The organism is Martinezella tropici, from assembly GCF_003287875.1.
Classification (GTDB): Bacteria; Pseudomonadota; Alphaproteobacteria; order Rhizobiales; family Rhizobiaceae; genus Rhizobium; species Rhizobium tropici_C.
Genome location: NZ_QMKK01000030.1, coordinates 173315 through 194666, shown reverse-complemented (window position 1 = coordinate 194666; position 21352 = coordinate 173315). Strand labels below are relative to the sequence as shown.

Annotated in this window: 20 protein-coding genes and 1 pseudogene; 14 read left to right on the top strand and 7 right to left on the bottom strand. The window is 60.7% G+C overall.

From position 1 onward, the window contains the following. Positions 1-8: 8 nt before the first annotated feature. Together DQ393_RS12430 and DQ393_RS12425 are read right to left on the bottom strand one after the other, a co-directional pair. A complete protein-coding gene (locus DQ393_RS12430; RefSeq protein WP_112342079.1) occupies positions 9-3485 on the bottom strand; it encodes a molybdopterin cofactor-binding domain-containing protein in 3477 nt (1158 codons plus the stop codon). Continuing rightward, positions 3478-4020 (bottom strand): (2Fe-2S)-binding protein, encoded by a 543-nt coding sequence (locus DQ393_RS12425; protein ID WP_432422002.1) that lies wholly within the window; start codon positions 4018-4020, stop codon positions 3478-3480. Before DQ393_RS12425 ends, DQ393_RS12430 begins: the two co-directional genes overlap by 8 nt. A 375-nt stretch (positions 4021-4395) precedes the next feature. Here DQ393_RS12425 and DQ393_RS12420 point away from each other — a divergent pair, with 375 nt between their 5' ends. From DQ393_RS12420 to DQ393_RS12390, 7 genes are all read left to right on the top strand, one after another. Beyond that, the gene (locus DQ393_RS12420) at positions 4396-5526 is read left to right on the top strand and encodes an FAD-dependent monooxygenase (RefSeq protein ID WP_181592333.1); all 1131 of its coding nucleotides are present in this window, start codon (positions 4396-4398) and stop codon (positions 5524-5526) included. Further along, a complete protein-coding gene (locus DQ393_RS12415) occupies positions 5523-6323 on the top strand; it encodes an alpha/beta fold hydrolase (RefSeq protein WP_112342078.1) in 801 nt (266 codons plus the stop codon). The genes DQ393_RS12420 and DQ393_RS12415 overlap by 4 nt, the downstream gene beginning before the upstream one ends. Positions 6324-6385: 62 nt before the next feature. Then, the gene (locus DQ393_RS12410; RefSeq protein WP_112342077.1) at positions 6386-7138 is read left to right on the top strand and encodes a maleate cis-trans isomerase family protein; all 753 of its coding nucleotides are present in this window, start codon (positions 6386-6388) and stop codon (positions 7136-7138) included. 11 nt (positions 7139-7149) lie between these two features. Then, on the top strand, positions 7150-7782 hold the full coding sequence (locus tag DQ393_RS12405; protein WP_112342076.1) for an N-carbamoylsarcosine amidohydrolase: 633 nt from the start codon (positions 7150-7152) through the stop codon (positions 7780-7782). Between the two features lie 53 nt (positions 7783-7835). Beyond that, positions 7836-8867 (top strand): leucyl aminopeptidase, encoded by a 1032-nt coding sequence (locus tag DQ393_RS12400; protein WP_112342075.1) that lies wholly within the window; start codon positions 7836-7838, stop codon positions 8865-8867. Positions 8868-9030: 163 nt separating this feature from the next. Further along, positions 9031-10344, top strand: a complete 1314-nt coding sequence (locus DQ393_RS12395) for an MFS transporter (RefSeq protein WP_069610581.1) — start codon at positions 9031-9033, stop codon at positions 10342-10344. A gap of 153 nt (positions 10345-10497) precedes the next feature. Continuing rightward, positions 10498-10989, top strand: a complete 492-nt coding sequence (locus DQ393_RS12390) for a MarR family winged helix-turn-helix transcriptional regulator (RefSeq protein WP_112342074.1) — start codon at positions 10498-10500, stop codon at positions 10987-10989. Between the two features lie 97 nt (positions 10990-11086). Here DQ393_RS12390 and DQ393_RS12385 read toward each other — a convergent pair whose 3' ends face one another. After that, entirely contained in the window at positions 11087-12163 is a 1077-nt protein-coding gene (locus DQ393_RS12385) for an ABC transporter substrate-binding protein (protein ID WP_169645296.1), read from the bottom strand. Positions 12164-12755: 592 nt separating this feature from the next. Here DQ393_RS12385 and DQ393_RS12380 point away from each other — a divergent pair. The 5 genes from DQ393_RS12380 to DQ393_RS12360 are packed head-to-tail and all read left to right on the top strand — an operon-like array spanning position 12756 to position 16591. Beyond that, a complete protein-coding gene (locus DQ393_RS12380) occupies positions 12756-13667 on the top strand; it encodes an ABC transporter permease (RefSeq protein WP_112342072.1) in 912 nt (303 codons plus the stop codon). An 8-nt stretch (positions 13668-13675) separates the two neighbouring features. Beyond that, positions 13676-14455, top strand: a complete 780-nt coding sequence (locus tag DQ393_RS12375; protein WP_112342071.1) for an ABC transporter permease — start codon at positions 13676-13678, stop codon at positions 14453-14455. Then, positions 14442-15485: an ABC transporter ATP-binding protein gene (locus DQ393_RS12370; RefSeq protein WP_112342070.1), complete on the top strand. Its 1044-nt coding sequence runs from the start codon at positions 14442-14444 to the stop codon at positions 15483-15485. The genes DQ393_RS12375 and DQ393_RS12370 overlap by 14 nt, the downstream gene beginning before the upstream one ends. Position 15486: 1 nt before the next feature. After that, positions 15487-16113, top strand: coding sequence for a cysteine hydrolase family protein (locus tag DQ393_RS12365; protein WP_112342069.1), 627 nt, complete (start codon positions 15487-15489; stop codon positions 16111-16113). Positions 16114-16117: 4 nt separating this feature from the next. After that, complete coding sequence (locus DQ393_RS12360; protein ID WP_112342068.1) at positions 16118-16591, top strand: MarR family winged helix-turn-helix transcriptional regulator; 474 nt, start codon at positions 16118-16120, stop codon at positions 16589-16591. Positions 16592-16632: 41 nt separating this feature from the next. Here the strand turns inward: DQ393_RS12360 and DQ393_RS12355 are convergent, their stop codons facing one another. Beyond that, positions 16633-18024, bottom strand: a complete 1392-nt coding sequence (locus DQ393_RS12355) for a GntP family permease (protein WP_112342067.1) — start codon at positions 18022-18024, stop codon at positions 16633-16635. Positions 18025-18172: 148 nt separating this feature from the next. Here DQ393_RS12355 and DQ393_RS33810 point away from each other — a divergent pair. Continuing rightward, a pseudogene (locus DQ393_RS33810) lies at positions 18173-18382 on the top strand (helix-turn-helix domain-containing protein); the annotation flags it as partial. 120 nt (positions 18383-18502) lie between these two features. Here DQ393_RS33810 and DQ393_RS33805 read toward each other — a convergent pair. The 3 genes from DQ393_RS33805 to DQ393_RS12340 all read right to left on the bottom strand — a co-directional run bounded on the left by DQ393_RS33805 (position 18503) and on the right by DQ393_RS12340 (position 20267). Beyond that, positions 18503-18697: a hypothetical protein gene (locus tag DQ393_RS33805; protein WP_245430331.1), complete on the bottom strand. Its 195-nt coding sequence runs from the start codon at positions 18695-18697 to the stop codon at positions 18503-18505. Positions 18698-18897: 200 nt separating this feature from the next. Further along, positions 18898-19815, bottom strand: coding sequence for an NADP-dependent oxidoreductase (locus DQ393_RS12345; RefSeq protein WP_112342065.1), 918 nt, complete (start codon positions 19813-19815; stop codon positions 18898-18900). Between the two features lie 5 nt (positions 19816-19820). Continuing rightward, on the bottom strand, positions 19821-20267 hold the full coding sequence (locus DQ393_RS12340; protein WP_112342064.1) for an ester cyclase: 447 nt from the start codon (positions 20265-20267) through the stop codon (positions 19821-19823). Between the two features lie 90 nt (positions 20268-20357). Between DQ393_RS12340 and DQ393_RS12335 the strand changes: the two genes are divergently transcribed. Further along, the gene (locus DQ393_RS12335; protein WP_112342063.1) at positions 20358-21293 is read left to right on the top strand and encodes a LysR family transcriptional regulator; all 936 of its coding nucleotides are present in this window, start codon (positions 20358-20360) and stop codon (positions 21291-21293) included. Positions 21294-21352: the final 59 nt, after the last annotated feature.

Here is a 21352-nt window from a genome sequence, read left to right as displayed (position 1 = left end):
CGGTATTCTCAATGTCCGGAAGCGCGTGCTCTGGCAAGGCTGCCGGTGATATCGGTCCATGCGGGCTCGTCGGGCGCGAAGCGGGCACGCAGGTAGGTGATGAGATCTTCCATGGAGCCGTCGCTCAGCGTCTCCTTGAAGGCAGGCATCGACATCGTTTCCGGCGAATTCCGTGCCTTCATCTCCGCCGGCGCTTCCGCGCCACCGAGGATGGCCTGGATGATGTTATCGGGAGTCCCTGCGTATAGATTTGAGTTCAGCGCAAGCGAGGTCAGCGCGGTACTGCTGCTGTGGCAGGCGGCACAGGCCCCTTCGAAGATCCGCTGGCCGCGGGGAGATGCGGCGAAGGCCGTCTGTTCGGCAGCGGTGGCTTTGGCGATTGCTTCGGCGGCAGCAGCTGCCGGATCGGCCGGAGTTTCCCGCTTGTTCAGGCTGGCGAGATAAGTTGCCATCGCCCGGATATCCTCATCAGGCAGCGGCTCCAGCGCCTTGACGACATCGCCCATCGGCCCGAGGGCGCTGCCATGGTGGGCGGCATTGCCCTTGCGGAGGTAGTCGTAGAGCGAGGCCTCGGTCCATTGCACCGGCGACTTACCGGAACCATCGAGCGCCGGTGCATGCCAGCCGTCGGCATAACCGCCCGCAAGGTGGAACCTGCCCGACATTTCGGCGCCAAGCGCGTTGCGTGGCGAGTGGCAGGCCGAACAGTGGCCCAGTGTTTCTACGAGATAGGCTCCTCTGTTCCAGACAGCATCCTTGTCCGGCTGAAACTGCGTCCCGCTGCGCTGATGGAAGAGCGCATTCCAGCCCGCCATCAATGGGCGGATGTTGAAGGGGAAGGAGAGTTTTGTCTCCGGTGCCTTCGTCTCCACCGGCGGCTGGCTCATGAGATAGGCATAGAGGGCCTGCAGGTCCGCGTCCTCGGCGCCTGCGAAGGATGTGTAGGGATGCGCCGGATAGAGGCGGTGGCCGTCGCGGCTCACCCCGTTGCGCATTGCTCTTTCGAAGGCCGGATAGGACCAGGCGCCGATGCCCGCAGTGACATCGGGGCTGATATTGCTGGCATAGATCGTACCGAACGGCGTTTCCAGCGCCCGGCCGCCGCCAAAGGCGCGACCGTCGTTCGAGACGTGGCAGACATTGCAGGCCCCGATCGCCGCGGCAAGCTTCCCGCGCTCGATGGTCGAGGCGGAGAAGACGCCAGCATCCGGACGACTGATCTCAGCGATGCTGGGCTGCCACGGCGACAGCAACTGGAGAAGCCCGCCGGCAACGGCAGCAATGCCTGCCGTGCCGAGCGAGAATTGCCACCATTTGCGGGCCTGCTTGGGAGGATCGGCCTGCTTGGGGGTGACATTGCCCAGTCCTGCGAGGACAGCTTCCGGTGTCAGCGGCAATTCGCGGAAGCGGACGCCCGTGGCGTCATAGACGGCATTGGCAATTGCCGCCGCACTCGGGACCGATGCCGACTCGCCGACGCCGAGCGGTGGATCGTGCGGCCGGTCGAGCATCAGCACATCGATGTCGGGCACCTCGGGGAAGGTGATGATCGGGTAGCCGCCCCATTCCTTGGAGAGCACGGCCGTATCGGAGAACTCGACCCTTTCCTTGAGGACGCGGCTTGTCGACTGGATGACATTGCCATGGATCTGGTGGCGCACGCCATCCGGATTGATCATCAGGCCGGCATCCTGCCCGCAGGTGACCTTGGTAACGGCGATCTCGCCGGTCTTCCTGTTGACCGCCACATCGGCGACCCAGGCGGCCCATGCGGCAGCCGTACCCGGGAATTTCCCGTGGACATAGACGGCATAGGCGAAGCCGCGGCCATAAAGGAGATCGCCTTCGCCCCCTAAGGTGCCCCAGGTCGTGTGCGGTTGCCATTTCGCCCGTTCGGCGACGGCGCGAACGAGTTCGCTGGCGCGCTGATCCGGCAGGTAACGAAGACGGTATTCGATCGGATCGACCTCAGCGGCGGCGGCCAGTTCGTCGATATAGCATTCATGCGCGAAGGTGTTCGGCATCGCCGAGACACCGCGGAACCATGAGGCACGCGCAATCGGCGGCATGTCGTGAACCGTTACCCGGAGGTTGCCATAGGCATAGGGCGGGATTGCGGTTCGATCGCCCATCTGCACGACATCTGCCACCGGAGCGACCTTGCCGGTCAGGATCAGGGCAAGTGTCGGTGAGAGATTGGACGGGTAGCGCGTCTCGAAATCATAGGCTGCCGGTCCGCCTTCGGTATCGAGGCCGCCGCGAACGTCCATGACCTGTGCTGCTCCCTTCGGCTCCCAGGCATGTTCCTGGTCGCGGGTCAGCTGTACGCGAACGGGTGCGCCGACTGCGCGCGAGAGAAGAGCGGCATCCGCCGTCACGTCGTCGGCGCAGTTTCTGCCGTAGCAACCTGCGGCCTCGAGACGCTCGATAATGATCTGTTCTTCCGGGATTTCCATCAGCATCGCGAGATCGCGCCGCATCGGATAGGGGTTCTGCGTTCCCGACCAGACTGTCAGGTGATCGTCCTCGAAATGCGCGACGGCGCATGACGGGCCGATCGAGCCATGCATCTGGTAGGGCCAGACATAGGTGCGATTCATCGCGGAAGGCATGCCTTCCAGCGCCAGATCGACATTGCCGCGGTCGATCAGCTGGCGGGGCGTGGAGGGGTTGGCGCGCAGCGCGATCTCCGGCCGGTTGAGGTCCGGCCGTCGTTCGGGCACGAGCCATTCGACCTTCAGCGCGTTCATCGCGGCAATCGCGTTTTCTTCCCGGGTTGCAACGACGCCGACGAAATCGCCAACGACGACAACGGCGACGAGACCGTCGATATGGGCGACCGAGGTTTCGTCCACGGAGACGAGGCTCGAACCGACTTGGACGCCATGGTCATAGCCGGCATAGGGCGGCCGGATGACGCGGCCATGCAGCATGCCGGCGACACGGACGTCGTGCACGAAAGTCCAGGCGCCGACCGCTTTCAGCGGGATATCGACGCGGGAACGCGATTTGCCGACCAGCCGGTACTCGGCGATGCTCTTCAGAGCGGCATCGGGATCATGTGTCAGATGCTCGTCGAGGCCGTCGACGAGTTCGGCATAGCTGATCGAGGCGTTCCGTTCGCCGTCACAGGAGATGACGCCGTCCTCGATCGTCAGGTTCTCATCCTCGAGACCGAGAACGGTGCGCGCCCGCGCCAGCAGGAAGCGCCGGGCTGTCGCCGCTGCCTGACGCAGTGGAATGGCGGTGACCTGGATGGTTTCGCTGGCAATCGTAGCGCCCTGATCCAGTCCGCCGACGGTGCTGCCGAGCACCATCTCGACACGCTCGAATGCCACATCCAGTTCTTCGGCAACAATCTGCGCCAGCGAGGTGCGGATCCCGGTGCCGAGGTCGACATGGCCATTGAAGGCAACGACATGGCCATCGTCCTGGACGACCAGAAACAGGGGGCCGGTCTGCGTCTTGAAATGAACGCTAAGCATTCGGCTCTCCTTGATCTGCTTTTCTGTCTGCCGGCTGTTCGCTCTGGCTATCCGGCGAATGTGCGGCTTTCGAGAGCATCAGGGCGCGTTTGGCGGCGGCAAGGATTTCACGGTGCGTGCCGCAGCGGCAGAGGTTGTGTTCAAGCGCATGCTTGATCTCGTCGTCGTTGGCATGTGGCTCGCGCAGTGCGAGCGCGGCAACCGTGATGATCATTCCGTTCAGGCAATAGCCGCATTGGGCAGCATTCTCGTCGATAAAAGCCTGCTGCACCGGATGCGGTGCGTCGCCGTTCCCCAGACCTTCGAGCGTCACGACGCTGCGGCTCTGGACGGCGGCGACCGGCACGACGCAGGAACGGACGGCGCGACCGTCGATCAGCACGGCGCAGGCGCCGCATTCGCCAAGCCCGCAACCGAATTTCGGGCCGTTCAGGGCAAGGTCGTTGCGCAAAACATACAGTAATGGGGTCTTCGGATCACAACAGACAATTTGTTGCGTGTTGTTCACTCGGATCGATATCGACGATGCGCTCACGTGAGGATCACTCCCGCGGCATGCCAATCGGTACACCGGTCGGGGAGGGCGATGGTGGCAAAAACGACTGCCAGATCTGGCATCCCAGTCTCCATAGCGAGCTTTCGCCCGCATGATATTCGCAGCCTTTGCATCGGGATCAACCGATATCGCAAAGGAGCGCGTTCCCTTTTTATTTAATAGCGTATACACTGATTTAAGATGGGTCGGCTGTCAACGGGTCGTCCGCCTTAGTTTCTACGTGTTACGCTGCGCACGTTGATAGCGAAGAACATCGGGTCGCCGAAATCTCGCTTGCAATAAATAGTGTATACGCTTAATCTGCCTGAAACTGATGGCGATGCGATATCAGCCAGAAAAAGGGGACTGCTGCTTATGGGAAAACAGAAGATTGCCATTATCGGTGCCGGCCTTGGCGGCGCTGTCGCAGGGTCCCTGCTCCAGCATTCAGGCTTTGATGTCGATGTCTACGAACAGGCGCCAACCTTCTCGCGTCTCGGTGCTGGGATTCATATGGGCCCGAACGTGCTCAAGATCTTCGAGCGCATCGGCGTTGCCGAAAAGGTCGTGTCGATCAGCAGCGCGCCGAAATTCTGGCTGAGCCGCGACGGCATCTCCGGCGAGTATCTCTCCCGTATCCCGCTGGAAGGTTATGGCCACACCTATTGCACCGTCCACCGCGGTGACCTGCAGGCGCTGCAGTGCGACACGCTGAAGGAAGGCACCCTTCACTTCGGCAAGAAGCTGGCGACGATCGAAGACACCGGCAGCGACGTCTATATGACGTTCGAGGATGGGACTTCGGCGCGCGCCGATATCGTCATCGGTGCGGATGGCATCAATTCGAAGGTTCGCGAGACGTTGCTCGGCTTCGAAAGGCCCAATTATAGCGGATGGGTCGGACACCGTGCGCTGATCAACGCCGAGCGCCTCAAGAAGTACGATCTTGAATTCGAGGACTGCGTGAAGTGGTGGGGGCCGGACCGTCACATGATGGTCTATTTCACCACCGGCCGGAAGGACGAGTATTACTACGTGACCGGCGTTCCCCACGAGGCTTGGGAATTTGAAACGGCATTCGTCGACAGCAGCCGCGAGGAAATGCATGCGGCGTTCCCCGGCTATCACCCCGTCATCGAGGCGCTGATCGACAGCACTGAGACAGTGACCAAGTGGCCGCTTTTCAACCGCAATCCGTTGCCGATCTGGAGCCAGGGCCGGCTTGTTATGCTCGGCGATGCGTGCCATCCGATGAAGCCGCACATGGCGCAGGGTGCGGCGATGGCGATCGAAGATGCCGCGATGCTCACCCGTTGCCTGTTGGAAACAGGGATCTCGGATTACGCGACTGCCTTCAAGCTCTATGAAGTCAACCGGCGCGACCGGGCGACGCGGGTGCAGTCGGTCTCCAACGCCAACACGTTTCTGCTGACGCAGGAGGATCCATCCTGGGTCTATGGTTATGACGTCTACGCCGAACCGCTGCGTACGGAGAATGCAGCATGAGCAGCCGGTTCCTCTATGGCGCGAACGTCTTCGCCAATGGCGTCCGCCAGCACTATCTGCGCTACGGCGGCAAAGGGCCGATGGTCGTGCTGGTTCCCGGCATCACGTCGCCGGCGATCACCTGGGGCTTCGTTGCCGAAATCCTGGCGCTGCGCCACGACGTTTACGTCCTCGACGTTCGCGGCCGTGGTCTCTCCTCGACCGGTCCCGATCTTGATTATGGCCTCGACGCAATGGCTGATGATGTGATCGCTTTCGCCAGCGAGCTTCGACTGACGCAGCCCGCCATCCTCGGTCATTCGATGGGCGCGCGCATCGCGATGCGGGCTTCCAACCGCGCGCCAGGTGCCTTCAGCCGTCTCGCGTTGATCGATCCGCCGGTTTCCGGTCCCGGGCGCCGCCCGTATCCGAGCAAGCTGCCCTGGTATACGGATTCGATCGCAATGGCCGAGAAGGGCATGGATGCCGAGGCGATGAAGGCGTTTTGCCCGACTTGGACGGAAGAGCAGCTGCAGCTGCGCGCCGAATGGCTCCACACCTGCTATGCGCCCGGGATCATCAAGGCGTTCAACGATTTCCACGATATCGACATCCTGCCCGATTTCGCCAGCCTGGCAGTTCCGGCGATGCTGATGATCGCTGGCCGCGGCGGCGTGATCCAGGCTGCCGACGAAGAAGAGATCAAGGGGCTTAATCCCTCGCTGCAGATCACCCGTGTCGAGAATGCCGGCCACATGATTCCCTGGGATGACTTTGAAGGCTTCTTCGCCGCGCTCGGCGACTTCCTGATTCAGTGACATTTCCATGACGCGGGCAGCCGCGTCATCGCTCTCTTGAACGCATTGCAAAAGGACAAGCCGTGCAAAAGGTCTATCGTATTGGTCAAATCGTGCCGAGCTCCAACACGACGATGGAGACGGAAATTCCTGCGATGCTGCTCGCAAGGCAGTCGATCCGTCCGGAGCGTTTCACCTTCCACTCCAGCCGCATGCGGATGAAGACGGTCAAGAAGGACGAGCTGGCGGCGATGGACGCAGAATCCGATCGCTGCGCCATCGAGCTGTCCGATGCGCAGGTCGATGTTCTTGGTTACGCCTGCCTGGTCGCGATCATGGCGATGGGGCACGGATATCACCGCGAATCCGAGACGCGTCTTCGGGGACGCACGGTCGAGAACGGCGCCAACACGCCTGTCGTTACCAGCGCCGGTGCTCTCGTCGAAGCGCTGAAGGTGATGAAGGCGAAGCGGATCGCCGTGGTGGCGCCCTACATGAAGCCGCTTACCGAACTGGTCGTCGACTACATCCGAAACGAAGGTTTCGAAGTCGGCGATTGGCGCGCACTCGAAATTCCGGACAATCTGGCCGTCGGCCGCCACGATCCGCAGAACCTGCCTGAAATCGTTGCCGGTCTTGATCTGACCGATGTCGACGTGATCGTGCTTTCGGCCTGCGTGCAGATGCCGTCGCTGGCGGCGATCGCCAAGGTCGAAGCGATGACGGGCAAGCCTGTCGTCACGGCTGCTGTTGCCACCACCTACTTCATGCTGAAGTCGCTGGGACTTGAACCCGTCGTGCCCGGTGCGGGCGCGCTTCTGTCTGGCGCGTACTAGGGAGCTCTGCGATGGAGACGGCCGAAGCGAATTACCAAGGGGTGTGGGGTAACAGGATCGGCTTCGGCCGTTCTCCCGCGCTGCTCGTCATCGACTTTCTGAAAGCCTACACGATCGAGGGCGCACCTCTCTATGCGCCCGGCGTCGTCGATGCCGTGGCGCAGACGCCGGAACTCATCGAAGCCGCCCGCAAGGCCGGCATTCCGGTCATCCACACCCGCATCCTCTATCTCGCGGACAATTGCGCCGATGGCGGCATGTGGGTGAAGAAGTCCCCGGTCATGAAGGCCATGGTTGAAGGCAATGTGCTTGCGGAGTTCTGCGACGAGGTTGAGCCCGCCAAGAACGAGCTGGTGATCGTCAAGCAATATGCCAGCGCCTTCTTTGGAACCAGCCTGGCCTCGCATCTCCATGCGCAGGGGATCGACACCGTCATCATGGCGGGCTGCTCGACCAGCGGATGCATTCGCGCCAGTGCAGTGGATGCGGTTCAGCACGGTTTCCGAGCCATCGTCGTTCGCGACTGCGTCGGCGACCGCCATCCCGATCCTCACAATGCGAACCTTTTCGATATCGACAGCAAATATGGCGATGTCGTCGCGAAGGCGGAGGCGATTGCCGAAATCGCCAAGGCCAAAGTCTGACTTCCGTAACGATACGGGGCATAGCAGTCCTCAAGCACTATAAGGGAACAAGCATGGATCAGTTCAGCTTCACGGAAATCTGCCTGCATCAGTTGAAGATGTCGGGCGTTCACGAGGGCGAAAAGCTTATCGTCCTGACCCAGGGTAACGAGCGCCTCGATTATGCCGATGCCTTCATGGCGGCGGGCATGCGTCTCGGCGCAAAGATGTACCACATGCGTTTGCCGCCGGTCCCGCCGGCAGGTGCCTGGGCCGTCGGCCAGACCGGACTGGCAGCGATGCCGGATGCTGTGGAAGCGCTCAAGGCCGCAGACATGGTCATCGATTGCATCTTCCTGCTCTTCAGCCCGGAACAGATGGCGATCCAGGCATCCGGCACGCGCATCCTGACGGCGGTCGAGCCGCCGGAAGTTCTCGCCCGTATGCTGCCGACGAAGGAGCTGCGCGAGCGTGTCGAATTCGCCGGCGAGCTTCTGTCCAAGGCCAAGGTGATGCGCATCACTTCCGAGCATGGCACCGACGTCACCTACAAGCTCAACACCTATCCCGCGATCACCGAGTATGCCTGCACCGATGAACCGGGCCGCTGGGACCACTGGCCGTCGGGCTTCGTCTTCACCGGCGGTGACGATGACGGCGTCGATGGTACGATCGTCGTTGCTCCCGGCGATATCCTGCTGCCGCAGAACATGTATGTCCGCGATCCGATCATCTACACAATCGAAAATGGCTGGATCACCGACATTCGCGGCGGTCTCGATGCTGAGCTTGTCAAGTCCTACATGGCCGGTTTCAACGATCCGCGCGGCATGGGCATGAGCCATGTCGGCTGGGGCCTCAACCAGAACGCCAAGTGGCATCGCATGGCGCCGGGCGAATTCCCTGGCGGCATGGGCATGGAAGCGCGCTCCTTCTATGGCAACGTGATGTTCTCCACTGGGCCTAATAACGAGCTCGGCGGCCCGAACGACACCGCCTGCCATCTGGATATTCCCATGCGCAATTGCTCGCTCTTCCTCGACGACGAACCAATGGTTCTCAAGGGCGACATCGCGGTCAAGGAAATGCAGGCCAAATTCGGCTGATCGAAGTCGCCGTTTTCGGCAATCCAAATCGTTCTTTGCATTCCGGTCGCCTATATCGCAACCGGAATGACTGAGCGCGTGCGCCTCGATCCGCGGCCTCAAGGTGGCGAAGATCACCGTTTTCGATGCAAATCCAATAAAAATCAACGAATGAGGGGTTAAAATGCAAACTTCAATCACAGTGGAAGAAGGCATCCGCGCGGCTGGCGTCGGGCGTTTTCAGAAGCGACTTTTCACTATTTTCGGCCTCGTCTGGGCGGCCGACGCCATGCAGGTGTTGGCCATCGGCTTCACCGCACCATCCATCGCAGGAAGCTTCGGCATCACCGTTCCACAGGCATTGCAGACCGGAACGCTCTTCTTTCTGGGCATGCTCGTTGGCGCGTTTGTCTTCGGGCGTCTTGCGGACCGGATCGGCCGCCGGCCCGTGCTGTTCATCGCAATCGTTCTCGATGCGATTTGCGGCGTGGCATCCGCCTTTGCGCCGGATTTGCAATGGCTGCTCGTCGCGCGCTTCCTGACAGGCCTCGGAGTCGGTGGAACTCTCCCGGTGGATTACGCCATGATGGCTGAATTCCTTCCCTCCGACCGCCGCGGCCGTTGGCTGGTGCTGCTCGAAGGTTTCTGGGCCGTTGGTACAGTCGCTCTGGCGCTTCTTGCGCTTGTTGCCGGTTCGCAGGGTGGCGAAGCCTGGCGTACGATCTTCTTCGTGACCGGCCTGCCGGCACTGATCGGTGTCATCCTTCGCTTCTATGTGCCGGAATCTCCGCTCTATCTCAATCAGCAGGGGCGTTCGGAAGAGGCTCGCAAGGTGCTCAAGCGCGTCGCGATCTCGAATGGAAACACGGTAGAGATCCCGCCCCTGAAGCCGCAGAAGTCACAGCACAAGTCGATTGCTGCCCTTCTGTCACCTGAGCTTCGCCGCCGAACCGTTTTCCTCATGCTGGCATGGATGCTGATCTCGGTGTCCTACTACGGTGTCTTCGTATATCTGCCCGTTCGACTGGCCGCTGGGGGCATGGGCTTCATGCGCGGACAGCTGTTTCTGGTCGTTCTCGCAATCGCCCAGCTTCCGGGTTATGCGCTGGCGGCCTACGGCGTCGAGAAATGGGGACGCAAGCCGACCCTCGTCGGCTTCCTGATCCTGAGCGCCGTCGGCACTCTCGGATACGCACTTGGCCAGTCGGTCGAGATCGTCGTGACCGCGACGCTCTTGCTCAGCTTTGCGCTGCTGGGTACTTGGGGGGCTATCTACGCCTTCACGCCGGAAATTTATCCGACCACGCTGCGCGCCAGCGGCATGGGCCTTTCAGGATCGGTCGCGCGTTTCGGCGGACTTTTGGCGCCATCCATCGTGGCTCCGATCATGACCTCGAACTTCGGCCTCGCACTCGGCGTCATCTCGGCTCTGCTGTTGCTTGCCGCTGTCTGCGTGGCGTGCATCAATGCAGAATCCAGGAACATGGTTCTGGAATAGGAAAACAACCAACTGCGGCGGGCATCATGCCCGCCGCAATGCATTGCGCGGCAAGAATCGCCTGTCTGCCTCCATTATATTACAATCCGCGCGGCTTGCGGTTGGCTGCATTTTGAAGGATTAGAAGCATCAATAGAAGCGAGCGCCAAGAGCATGGCAGACAATAACGACATCACGAAAACAGACACACAGGCTGGCTATCAGGTAACCGAGCAGGTGGGGCATCTGCTGCGCAAGGCCTATCAGCGCCACTTGGCGATCTTCCAGGACAACGCCGTCGACCCTTCGCTGACCTCAGTCCAGTTTGTGACGCTCTGCGCGCTCCGCGACAATGGCCCGATTTCGCAGGGCGAACTCGTCAAGGCGACCGCCGTCGACCAGGCGACGATTCGTGGCATCATCGACCGCCTCAAATCGAAGAACATGATCGAGATCTCGCGGGATGCCCATGATGGGCGAAAGGTGATCGTTTCTCTCACGCAGGCGGGCGAGGCGATCCTCGAGCAAATGTATCCGCGCGCCCGTTCCATTACCGAGAAGACCATGGGGCCGCTCAATCCGGCCGAGCAGGTTGCTTTGCTCTATCTGTTGCGAAAGATCGCCGATGTCGATCCGGAGACGGGCGAGGCTGCCGATCTCGGCTGAGCTGCCCGCGCTTGAAGCGCATTGTGCTAGGCCCGCTATTCCACGTCGCAATCAAACGAGCTACCCGGCGCCTGACGGTACCGGGTAGCTTCTTGCATTAGCTGGCGTAGAACGCCTTCACTTCCTGCCACAGATTGTTGAAACTTTCGCGGCGGTCGTCCGGGAGGGCGGACTGGATCGCCATGGTCTTCAGGTATTCGGGTTTGTGGATCTGGCGGTTCAGATCGTCGGTCGGCAGCTTTTCCATGGCGGCGCCATTGGCGGAGGCGGGAGCGCCGATCTTGGTTGCCCATTCTACATAGAAGTCCGGGTCGATCATGTAGTTGATGAAGGTTGCCGCGGCTTGCGGATCCGGAGCCGAAGCCGGGATGGAGAGGCTGTCGAGCCAGCCGATGCCGCCTTCCTTCGGAACAACGAAATCGACGGGGAGGTGGCTGTTGCGCTTCGAGCGGACCGTTGCACCGGACCAGTAGACAGACAGGTCGAATTCCTTCGCAGCGAAGGACTTGTTCCACTGGTCTTCGCTCGACCAGAGAAGCTTGACGTTCTGCTTGAAGGCCTTGAGCTTTTCGCCCACGGCTGCGAGATCGGTCGGGTTGTTGATGTCCTGGCCGGAGAGCAACGCGCCGATGGCGACGGCCGTCACGGCGTCATCGAACAGAGCCACCTTACCCTTATGCTCGGGCGCGCCGAGTGCGGCATAGCTGTCCGGTTTCGGCGAGCCGTCGGCGATCGCGAGTGAGGTGATGCCCCAGACCCAGGCGACGCCGTTGGTCTTGCCGTCGAGCTGCAGGTTGGCATGGTTCTTCAGTTCCGGAGAAAGGCCGGCAGAATTCGGGATCTTCGAAAAATCGATCGGCGTCAGCAGGCCTTCGCCTGCAGCCTGCTGCGAGCGGGCGCTGTTGATCAGCACCACGTCGTATGCGCCCGGATTGGTGCGCAGCTTCGTCAGCATTTCCGGCTCGGAGCTGAAGTAGTCGTGAACGACTTCAATCCCGGTCTTTTCCTTGAACGCCTTCAGCGCCCAGGCTTCGTCCGTGCCGTAGCCCTGCCAGTTGAGAACGGTGATCTTGCCGGCGGCGTGCGCCGCGCGCGGCGAAAGTGACAGTCCGGTTGTGGCGGCAACCGCTGCAGTGCCCATCAGGCCGAGGGTTTGTCTGCGGGTGAAGTTCATTTCTGTTACCCCTTGTCGATAGTTTTTTGGATTTTTTATCTGCGGCTGCGCAAGCGACTGCGGCGATGCCTCCCCGCATCCTTCGAACATCCGCAACGAAATATATTCACGATATTTCCGCCGCAGCGGTCCTGGGGGCCTCTGCGAAAAATGTTCGTGTACAAATAACGTGTTCCTAGTTTTGTTTCTTGTCAAGCGCCGCTTTCCGGCGCCTTCCCCGCTTTTTGCGTCGGTATACCGACATCTGCGCATATTCAGCGTATTCAGCGGCGCGATGCTTGCCGCTTTCACCGTGCCAGCTTTGGCTATTTGGCAGGAAAAACAGTGTGTAAGCGCCACGCGAAAAAGTGCGCTTGACAACAAGCGGGACTGCTGAAATCATTTGTACACAAAACAAGAAAGAATAACTCGAGGGTGAACATATGAAGCAAGCTGGGACAATCATGCGAGCAGCCGCTTAGCGGGTAATGCGTGCCTGTATTGGCGCGAAAGGCCTGTGCTGCGGCATCACGCGGCCGGCAAATGACCTTCAATTTGGATTTGACCGCTGCAGCGACGTAAAGGCCGCTGTGGATCGCGGAGGGACGGCTGGATGGCCACACTTAACGCTCAAGAACCCTCAGCGGCTGCGCTGAACACAACGCAATCTCGACGGCTTCCGTCGTGGGTGACGACAGGTGCGCTGCTTTTGCCGACCTATGGCTGGCTGACGCTGGCGGTATTCATTCCGCTGCTGGCGATGTTCACCTTCTCCTTCATGACGGCGACGCCGCTCGGCAACAAGCCGATCATCTTTACGCTGAAGCAGTATCGTGCCTTCATCGATCAGCCCTATCTGGTCGGCGTCGGGATCAGCTCGCTACTGATCGGATTCTGGACGACGTTCTTTTGCGCCGTGCTCGGCTTCTTTGCTGCTCTCGCACTTGCCCGCGCAACGATCGGCAGGACGAAGGAGGTGCTGTTGATCCTCATCCTTCTGCCGTTCTGGACGAACGGTCTGGTGCGCGTCTTTTCCTGGACCATGGTGCTGCGCGAAGGGGGGTTCCTCGACTACATCTTGCACATGATCGCGCCGGAGGCCGGCTCGATCGGCTTCCTCTACACGCGCCCGGCGATCGTGGTCGGTCTGGTGCACGGCTATCTGCCCTATATGATCCTGACCTGTTACATTGCGCTCTCGACCATCGATGACGCGATCATCGAGGCAGCCTTCAGTCTCGGCGCCCGCTGGTGGGTCGTGCTCTACAAGATCCTTCTTCCGATGGCTGCGCCCGGCTTGATCTCCGGTGCCGTCCTCACTTTCGTTCCCGTCATCGGCTCGTTCATGGAGCCCCGCATTCTCGGCGGCCGTGTCGGGGTGACGATGGGAACGGTCATCGAGGACCAGTTCACGCAGGCATTCAACTGGCCGCTCGGAGCCTCACTTTCCTTCACGCTTCTGGCCGTAGTTCTGGCGATCTTCGCCACGTTCTCCGGCGTGTTGAAGCGTGGATCGGTCGCATAGGTGCTGGAATGAAAACACTCGGACGTTTCTATCTCTTTGCGATCCTGGCGTTTCTCTACACGCCGATCATCGTGATGATGGCGATGGGCTTCAATGAATCGCCGCTCTACCAGCTGCCCTTCAGCTTCTCGACCCGCTGGTACGTGGCCCTGATGGGCAATACCGGCCTGCTGACCTCGGGCATGAACAGCATCATTATAGCCGTGATCACCGCGGTGGTCGCAACCACGCTCGGAACCGTGGCCTCGGTGGCCCTATCGCGCCGCACCTTCCGCGGACGCAGCCTGCTGCAGCTGCTGCTCCTGCCGCCGATCGCCATTCCGTGGCTGATCACCGGGACGGCAATGCTCATCTTCTTCTACTGGAGTGGCATTGGCCGCGGCATGCATGCGCTGATTATCGGCCATGTGGCGCTCGCCATCCCCTATGTGGTGATCGTGGTCGGGACCGGCTTCAAGACCATCCGCGCAGATTTGGAAGAGGCGGCGATGAGCCTTGGATCGACGCCGATCCACGCCTTCTACTCGGTGACGCTGCCGCTGCTCTTCCCGAGCATTCTGGGCGCTGCGCTCTTCGCCTTTGCCGTCTCGCTCGATCAGTTCGTGATTTCGTACTTCCTGGCGACGCCGGGTTACACGACGCTGCCAGTGCAGATCTATTCGGCGATCCGCAAGGGCTTCACCCCGGAGATCAACGCGATCTCAACCATCCTGCTGCTCGGCTCCATGGCCGCAATCCTCATCTTCGCACGCTTCGCAAAACCCGGAGAAAATCGTGACCCACGTTAATGTAAAGTCGGTTGCCAAGAGCTATGGTGCGACGCCTGTCCTGTCCGATATTTCGACGGAATTCGCCGAAGGCTCCTTCACCAGTCTGCTCGGCCCCTCGGGCTCCGGCAAGACGACGCTGCTGCGCATTATCGCCGGCTTCATCACCGCCGATCAGGGCAGTGTGGTGATTGGCGATCGGGATGTCACCAACGTTCCGGTCTGGCACCGCAATATCGGCATGATGTTCCAGTCCTACGCGCTCTTCCCGCATATGACGATCGCGCAGAACGTCTCCTTCGGTCTGGAGCGCCGCGGCATCCGTGGCGAGGTCGCCCGCAAGGAAGTCGAGCGTGCGCTTGAAATGGTGCGTCTGCCGGGCTTCGGCGACCGCTATCCGAAGCAACTGTCCGGCGGGCAGCAGCAGCGCGTCGCGCTTGCTCGCGCCATCGTCATCAAGCCGAGCGTGCTTCTGCTGGACGAGCCGCTCTCGGCGCTCGACCGCAGGCTGCGCCAGGAAATGCAGGTCGAGCTCTTGCGCATCCAGCGCGAAAGCGGGCTGACGACGATCTTCGTTACGCATGATCAGGAAGAGGCGCTGACGCTCTCGGACAAGGTGGCGATCCTGGACAAAGGCAAGATCGTTCAGATCGGCGAACCCGCGACCGTCTACGAGCGGCCGCGCACACGGTTTGCGGCTGAGTTCCTTGGTGACTCGAACTTCCTCCCCGGCATCGTCGAAAATGGCGGCGTCCGCCTCGAAGACGGCGGCATGGTCGAGGTCGCCGGCACACTGCCCTCCGCCGGAAAGAAAGTGACGCTCGCGGTGCGTCCCGAAAAGATGTCGCCGTCGGGCGATGGCAAGAACCAGATCTCGGCGCAGATCAAGACGGTGATCTATGCCGGTCCGGTCCTCTCCTATCATTTGGTGACCAATCAGGGCCGAGAACTGAAGCTGTTCTCGCAGAATCGTGACGGCAACCTTCTGCGCGAGGGCGAGAACGTCACGCTGTCCTGGGCACCCGAACACACCGTCGCGCTGGTCGAATAGGATGGAGATCGAGACGATCCTGGATGGCTTCTGTCATGTGGTCATCGACATGCAGCGGCTCTTCGCCGAAACAACCGTGTGGCACGCGCCTGCGATGCAGGACATTCTTGGGAATGTCGTCGCACTCTGCCGGCGCATGTCGTCCGAGACGCTTTATGCCCGCTTCATCGTGCCGGCTTCGGCGGACGAGGCGCCGGGATGCTGGAAGCCTTATTACGAGCGCTGGTCTGTTCTGACGGGCGATCATCACGATCCGGCCCTGCATGAGCTGATGGAACCGCTGAAGGCGATTGCTCCGGCAACACAAGTCTTCGACAAGCCCGGCTATTCGATCTTCTCGAACGAGACGATTCATGCGCGGCTGCAGAGCAAGGGTGTTCGCACGCTGATCTTCTCTGGCGCAGAAACCGATGTCTGCGTCTATTCCAGCGTTCTGCATGCCATAGATCTCAATTATCGCGTCGTGATCGTCACCGATGCTGTGGGAAGCAGCGACAATGCCGCGCATCGTGCCGTGATCGAGCAGCTCGCTCCGCGCATGCCCGAGCAGATATTGTTGTTGTCGACCGAGGCGATCTTGAGTGCCATGGATAGCGCCGCGGCGCGCGGCGCTCTCACCAAAGGATAGTTTGATGCAGAACGGAGATCAGAAGCTGCCGGGTCAGCCGGAGCGCCAGGCGAGCAAAGCTGCTGAAGCGACCTATAAGCTCGCCGAGCAGATCGGCTATCTTCTGCGGCAGGCGAACCAGCGGCACGTGGCGATCTTTACCAGCCGGATGAATGAGAAGCTGACCACCACGCAGTGGGCGGCGCTGGTGAAGCTGCGCGATTTGCAGCCCTGCTCGCAGGTCAATCTCGGGCGTGAGACAGCGATGGATGTGGCGACCATCAAGGGCGTTGTCGATCGGTTGGCGAAGCGCAACCTGATCCGCACAGCGCCGGATACGACCGACGCCAGACGCCTTGTCCTGACGCTGACGGAGGAAGGCGAGGCGGCCGTCGCCCGCAATCTTCCCGTTGCGCACGATATTTCGGAAGAGACGCTCTCGACGCTGTCGCCAGCCGAACGCGCCATGCTGGCCGAGCTGCTGCGCAAGATTTCCTGAAGCGGGTTAATATCGCCGACGACATCGCCCGCCTTCTTTCCTCAAGAGAGGGCAGGAGCGAAGTTCATCAGAAGAACCATCAAAAGTCCCACGACTGAAACGATCGATTGGATGACTGAGATGGTCCACGTTGCTTCGCTCATGGACATGCCAAAGGACTCCTTGACGAGCCAGAACCCTGCATGATTGGCATAATTGAAGAACAGCGATCCGCATCCGATCGATAACGCAAGTAATGGAACGTTCAGGTTTCCGGCTCCTGCAAGCGGTGCCAAAAGACCGGACGCGCCGACAATCCCAACGGTTGCCGAGCCGGTCGAGACTGACAACAGCATTGAAATTATCCAACCGAGAACCAAGGGTGACAGCGAAAATTGCTGACTAAGGTGCATGATCGCATCGCCAACCTTAGCGTCGGTCAGCACGTGCTGAAATGCTCCACCACCAGCGATGATTAGCAGCACGTTCGCGATGGGTTTTACGCTTGCGGACATCGCGTTTCGAAGTTTTTCGGTGTCGCCGCCGCGGGCAAAAATCAAAACGCCGGTGGCGAACAGGACGCCGATCAGCATGGCGATTGCTGGATCGCCAACGAATCCCGTGATCACCTCGAGCGTGGATCCCTTGGGGAAAATGAGCTCTGCGATGGCGTGCAGAAGCATCAGAATGGCGGGAAGCAACGCGGTCGACAGGCTGATCCCGATGCTCGGAGGATCATCATGGGAGGTTGTCTGGCCTTCCGTTGTGGCCGCAAATTGGTCTATTAACGCTTCGTCGGGGTGAACTTTCAGCTTCGACGTGATGAACGCGCCATAGACCGGGCCGCCAAGCACGATAGCGGGAATCGCCGCGATAAAGCCATAAAGCATTGTCGCACCGACATTGGTATGCAGCGCAGCTATGGCGGTGAGTGGACCGGGGTGTGGCGGCACCATACCATGCATGGCCGCGAGCGCGGCAATGACTGGCACGCCTATATAGACGTAAGGCGACCCCACGATGCTCTTCGAGCCGTCAAGTTTCCGGGCAACGCTGAAAATCAAAGGAAGCAAGATCACGAGGCCGACTTCGAAGAACATGGGTATGCCGATAACGAACGCGGCACCCGCCATCGCCCAAGGAAGATATTTGGTCGAGGTCCGGTTTATAATTATTTCGGCAATGCTGTTCGTGATCCCTGAATCAGCGAGAATTTTCCCGAGCATCGCGCCGAGGGCAACGACTATACCTACTGCTCCCAAAGTGTTACCCGCGCCGGTTTCTATCGATTTGACTACCTTTTCGCCTGGCATCCCGGTTATCAGGCCCACCGCAATCGACGTTATCATAAGTGCTAGCAGCGGATGAAAACGCAGTTTCGAAACAATAAGGACGACAAGAAAGATGACGCCTCCGATTGCGGTAAGAAGTAACTGGATGTCGGCGGAACTCATGCTCGGCTCTCAATTTGGTTGTTTTGACGCAAACGATGGTCCGAATCGATCGGGTGCCATCACCCGTGGCATTGACTCTTCTTTCAGAGCCGTCGCCCCCGTCAAGAGATCGGGCTGAAAGATTGACGCGACCGGAAGTGAGGCAGGGATGTCGCGCACCGCCTTTGTGGTGACCTTCAAGGAAAGGGTTGGCCTGTCGCCGATGGACTATCTGACTCGCTGGCGCATAATCCAGGCGGCAGACAGGCTGACCTCGACGCGTCAGTCGCTTGCCGAGATCGGGTTGGCGCTCGGTTATGAGTCCGAAAAGTCCTTTGGCACGGCCTTCAAGCGGGCGATGAATTGTTCGCCCAGCGAATATGGGCGCAGGCAAGGCGAGAAACGGATTTCGGCGCTTCGCACCGCTTCCGGCCGTGGCCGTCATTCTCTTCGCCCCCTTCAGGTGAAGTGCCGGATCAGTTCGCCGCAGTTCGCGGCTTTATTCGGCGGCCGGACGGGCCGCTGGAACGCCTTCGGGAGCAGGAACGAGTTGCTGCAGTGCATGGCGCCCGCGCCAGTCCGACATGGCGGGTGCACGGTGAACGCGCTCGTTCTCGCCATCCGGTGCCGGAAGCTGCTGCTGCTCATCCAGCGCTGTTCGAACGACTGGATTTTTGATCGTCTTAAAATCCATCTCTCTTGCTCCGGCTCATCTTGATGAGGGGCGGCCGCCTGGATGCGGCTATGGATGCAAAACGCCGCGCCGGCGGCAATGATGCTTAAGATCGCCATGATCTTCAAAGGGGAAGGGTGTCTTGATGTCATCGCAGATGCCGCTCACGAAACGGCGTCGCCGCCCGGCTCTGTTTTAGGAAGAGCCGGGCGACCTTTAGTTCAGGCGCGGACAATGATCTTGCCGCGGGCGCGGCCCGATGCCTGCCGGGCGAAACCCGCCGATGCATCGTTCAGATCGATCATCCGGTCGGTCAGAACCTGCACACCGCCGGCGACCTTATCGATCACGGTGGCAAGGCGGCCAGCATCCGAGGAATGGAAGACGAAGGCTGCCGACACGCCGTGCGCCTTGGCCAGCGCCTCGTCGGGCGGCGAAACAGTGGTGGCGAGGAACCCGCCCGGGCGCAGCACGTCGAACGAACGCGCCTGGGTGTCGCCGCCGATCGTGTCGATCACCACGTCGACGTCGGAAACATGGCGGGTGAAATCCTCGGTCGTGTAGTCGATCACCTGGTCGGCGCCCAGCCGCTCGGCGATGGCGACGCCGTCACCCGAGGCGGTGGTGATAACCCGCGCCCCAGCGGCCCGGGCGAACTGGATGGCGAAGCTGCCAACGCCGCCGGCGCCGGCATGGATCAGCACGGTCTGGCCAGACTTGAGTTTGGCGACTTCGAACAGCGCCTGCCAGGCGGTGCCCGCCGCGGTGGGAACGCCGGCCGCGTCCTCGAACGACACGCCCGCGGGAATGCGGACGAGCTGATCGACTGGCACGATCGCATATTCGGCGATCGCGCCACCGGCAGTCGGCGCCGTGCGGGCCACGACCCGCTCACCGATTGTGAAACCGCCATTGCCTTCACCGAAGCTCTCCACCGTGCCGGCGAGGTCGGTGCCGATCGTGTAGGAGAAGCTCAGCGGGAAGAACGCGTCCATATAGCCCTGCTGGAGCTTGTTATCGAGCGGGTTGATGCTCGCCGCCGCCACCTTGACCAGCGCTTCGCCGGCCTTAGGCTTGGGGGTGTCGACTGGCTCGAAAGCGGGGTCGGCACCGTAGCTGTTGATCCGAAACGCTTTCATCGACCTTACTCCTGTCCGGCGCCTATTGCGCCCATTTGATGCAGCCAGCCGAACCAGTCTTCCATGTGCCAGGTCTTGGTGATACGGCCGTTCTCGACATGATGGAATTCGTGGATCGGCAGCACGAACGCCTTGCCGGTTGGCTTGACGCCAAACCACTCGCCCTTGTGCGTGCCAGTGATCTCGGCACGAACCGCGGCCTTGCCGGCAACGCCGATGAGCTCGTGAATGGTGATACGGGCATCGGGGAAGGCAGCATTGAAGGCGCGGATCATTGGCTTCATCGCCTCACGGCCCGGGTCCTGGCCGGGAGCCAGCGGGATGTCCTGCCAATCCTCGGCAACAGCGTTGTCGAGTGCGTCGGGGTTGTTGGAAAAAGCGCTGTAGAGCGTTTCGATCGCCTTGCGATCCTGCTCCGACAGCGTGCCTTGGGTGGCTGCTTGTTGGGTCATGGATAAACTCCGTCTCGTTGACGTGAATTCATCTAGCCGGTCTGGCTCCATCATTGAAATCGATAATCTGTATGTGGTAGTATCCGTTCTATGGATTTGAATGGCACAGACCTGAATTTGCTCGTAGCCTTCGACGCGTTGATGGCCGAGCGCAGCGTGACGCGCGCTGGCAAGCGGATCGGTCGAACTCAGCCGGCCATGAGCGCGGCTCTCGCGCGCCTGCGGGCGCTGTTTCAGGACGACCTCTTCGTCCGAAGCCCGGCGGGACTGCAGCCAACCCAGCGTGCAACCGAACTGGCGGAGCCACTCTCGCGCGCCTTGGCGGAGATCGGACGGGCGCTCGACTATACGCAGACCTTCGATCCCGTCAGCTCATCGCAATCCTTCACCCTCGCACTATCGGATCACCCGGCTTTTGTTCTGCTGCCCCAGCTTGTCGATGTGCTGCGAGAGCGTGCGCCGGGGATTACGCTTCGCATCAATGCCTTTACGCACCGCGACGATGCCATCTCCCTGCTTGACGCAGGCGAAGCTGATCTGACGATCGGCGTGCCGCCCCGTCAGACGCCAGGGGGCCGTATCATCAGTTGTCCTCTGTTCGAGGAACGCTTTGTCTGCGTTCTACGACGCTCGCACCCCATGGCAAGTCGCCCTCTCGACCTACGGACTTTTCTGAGCCTGTCCCATCTGCTGATCTCACCAGAAGGCGAGCGATTTGGACAGGTCGACGCGGCGCTGGCGGCAAGCGGGCAGCGTCGCCGCATCGCCGTGTCTCTCCCGCAAATGTACGCCGCACCGTTGATGGTCGCCCGGTCGGACCTGATCGCGACCATTATGGAAGGCGTGGTCACCCGCTCCGGCTTCAGGAACGAGCTTATGCTGCTGCCTCCGCCATTATCGTTGCCTCCGGTCTCGTTCGTCATGTCTTGGCACCGTCGGAATGAGGTTCACCCGGTGCAGCGATGGATGCGCGATCTGCTCGTGCAGCTCGCTTCCTCCATTCACCAATCAGATGTATTGATATAACAAGTATCGATTGGGAATATATCGACGGATCCCCTAACTCTGCTTTCAAGCAAGGAAGT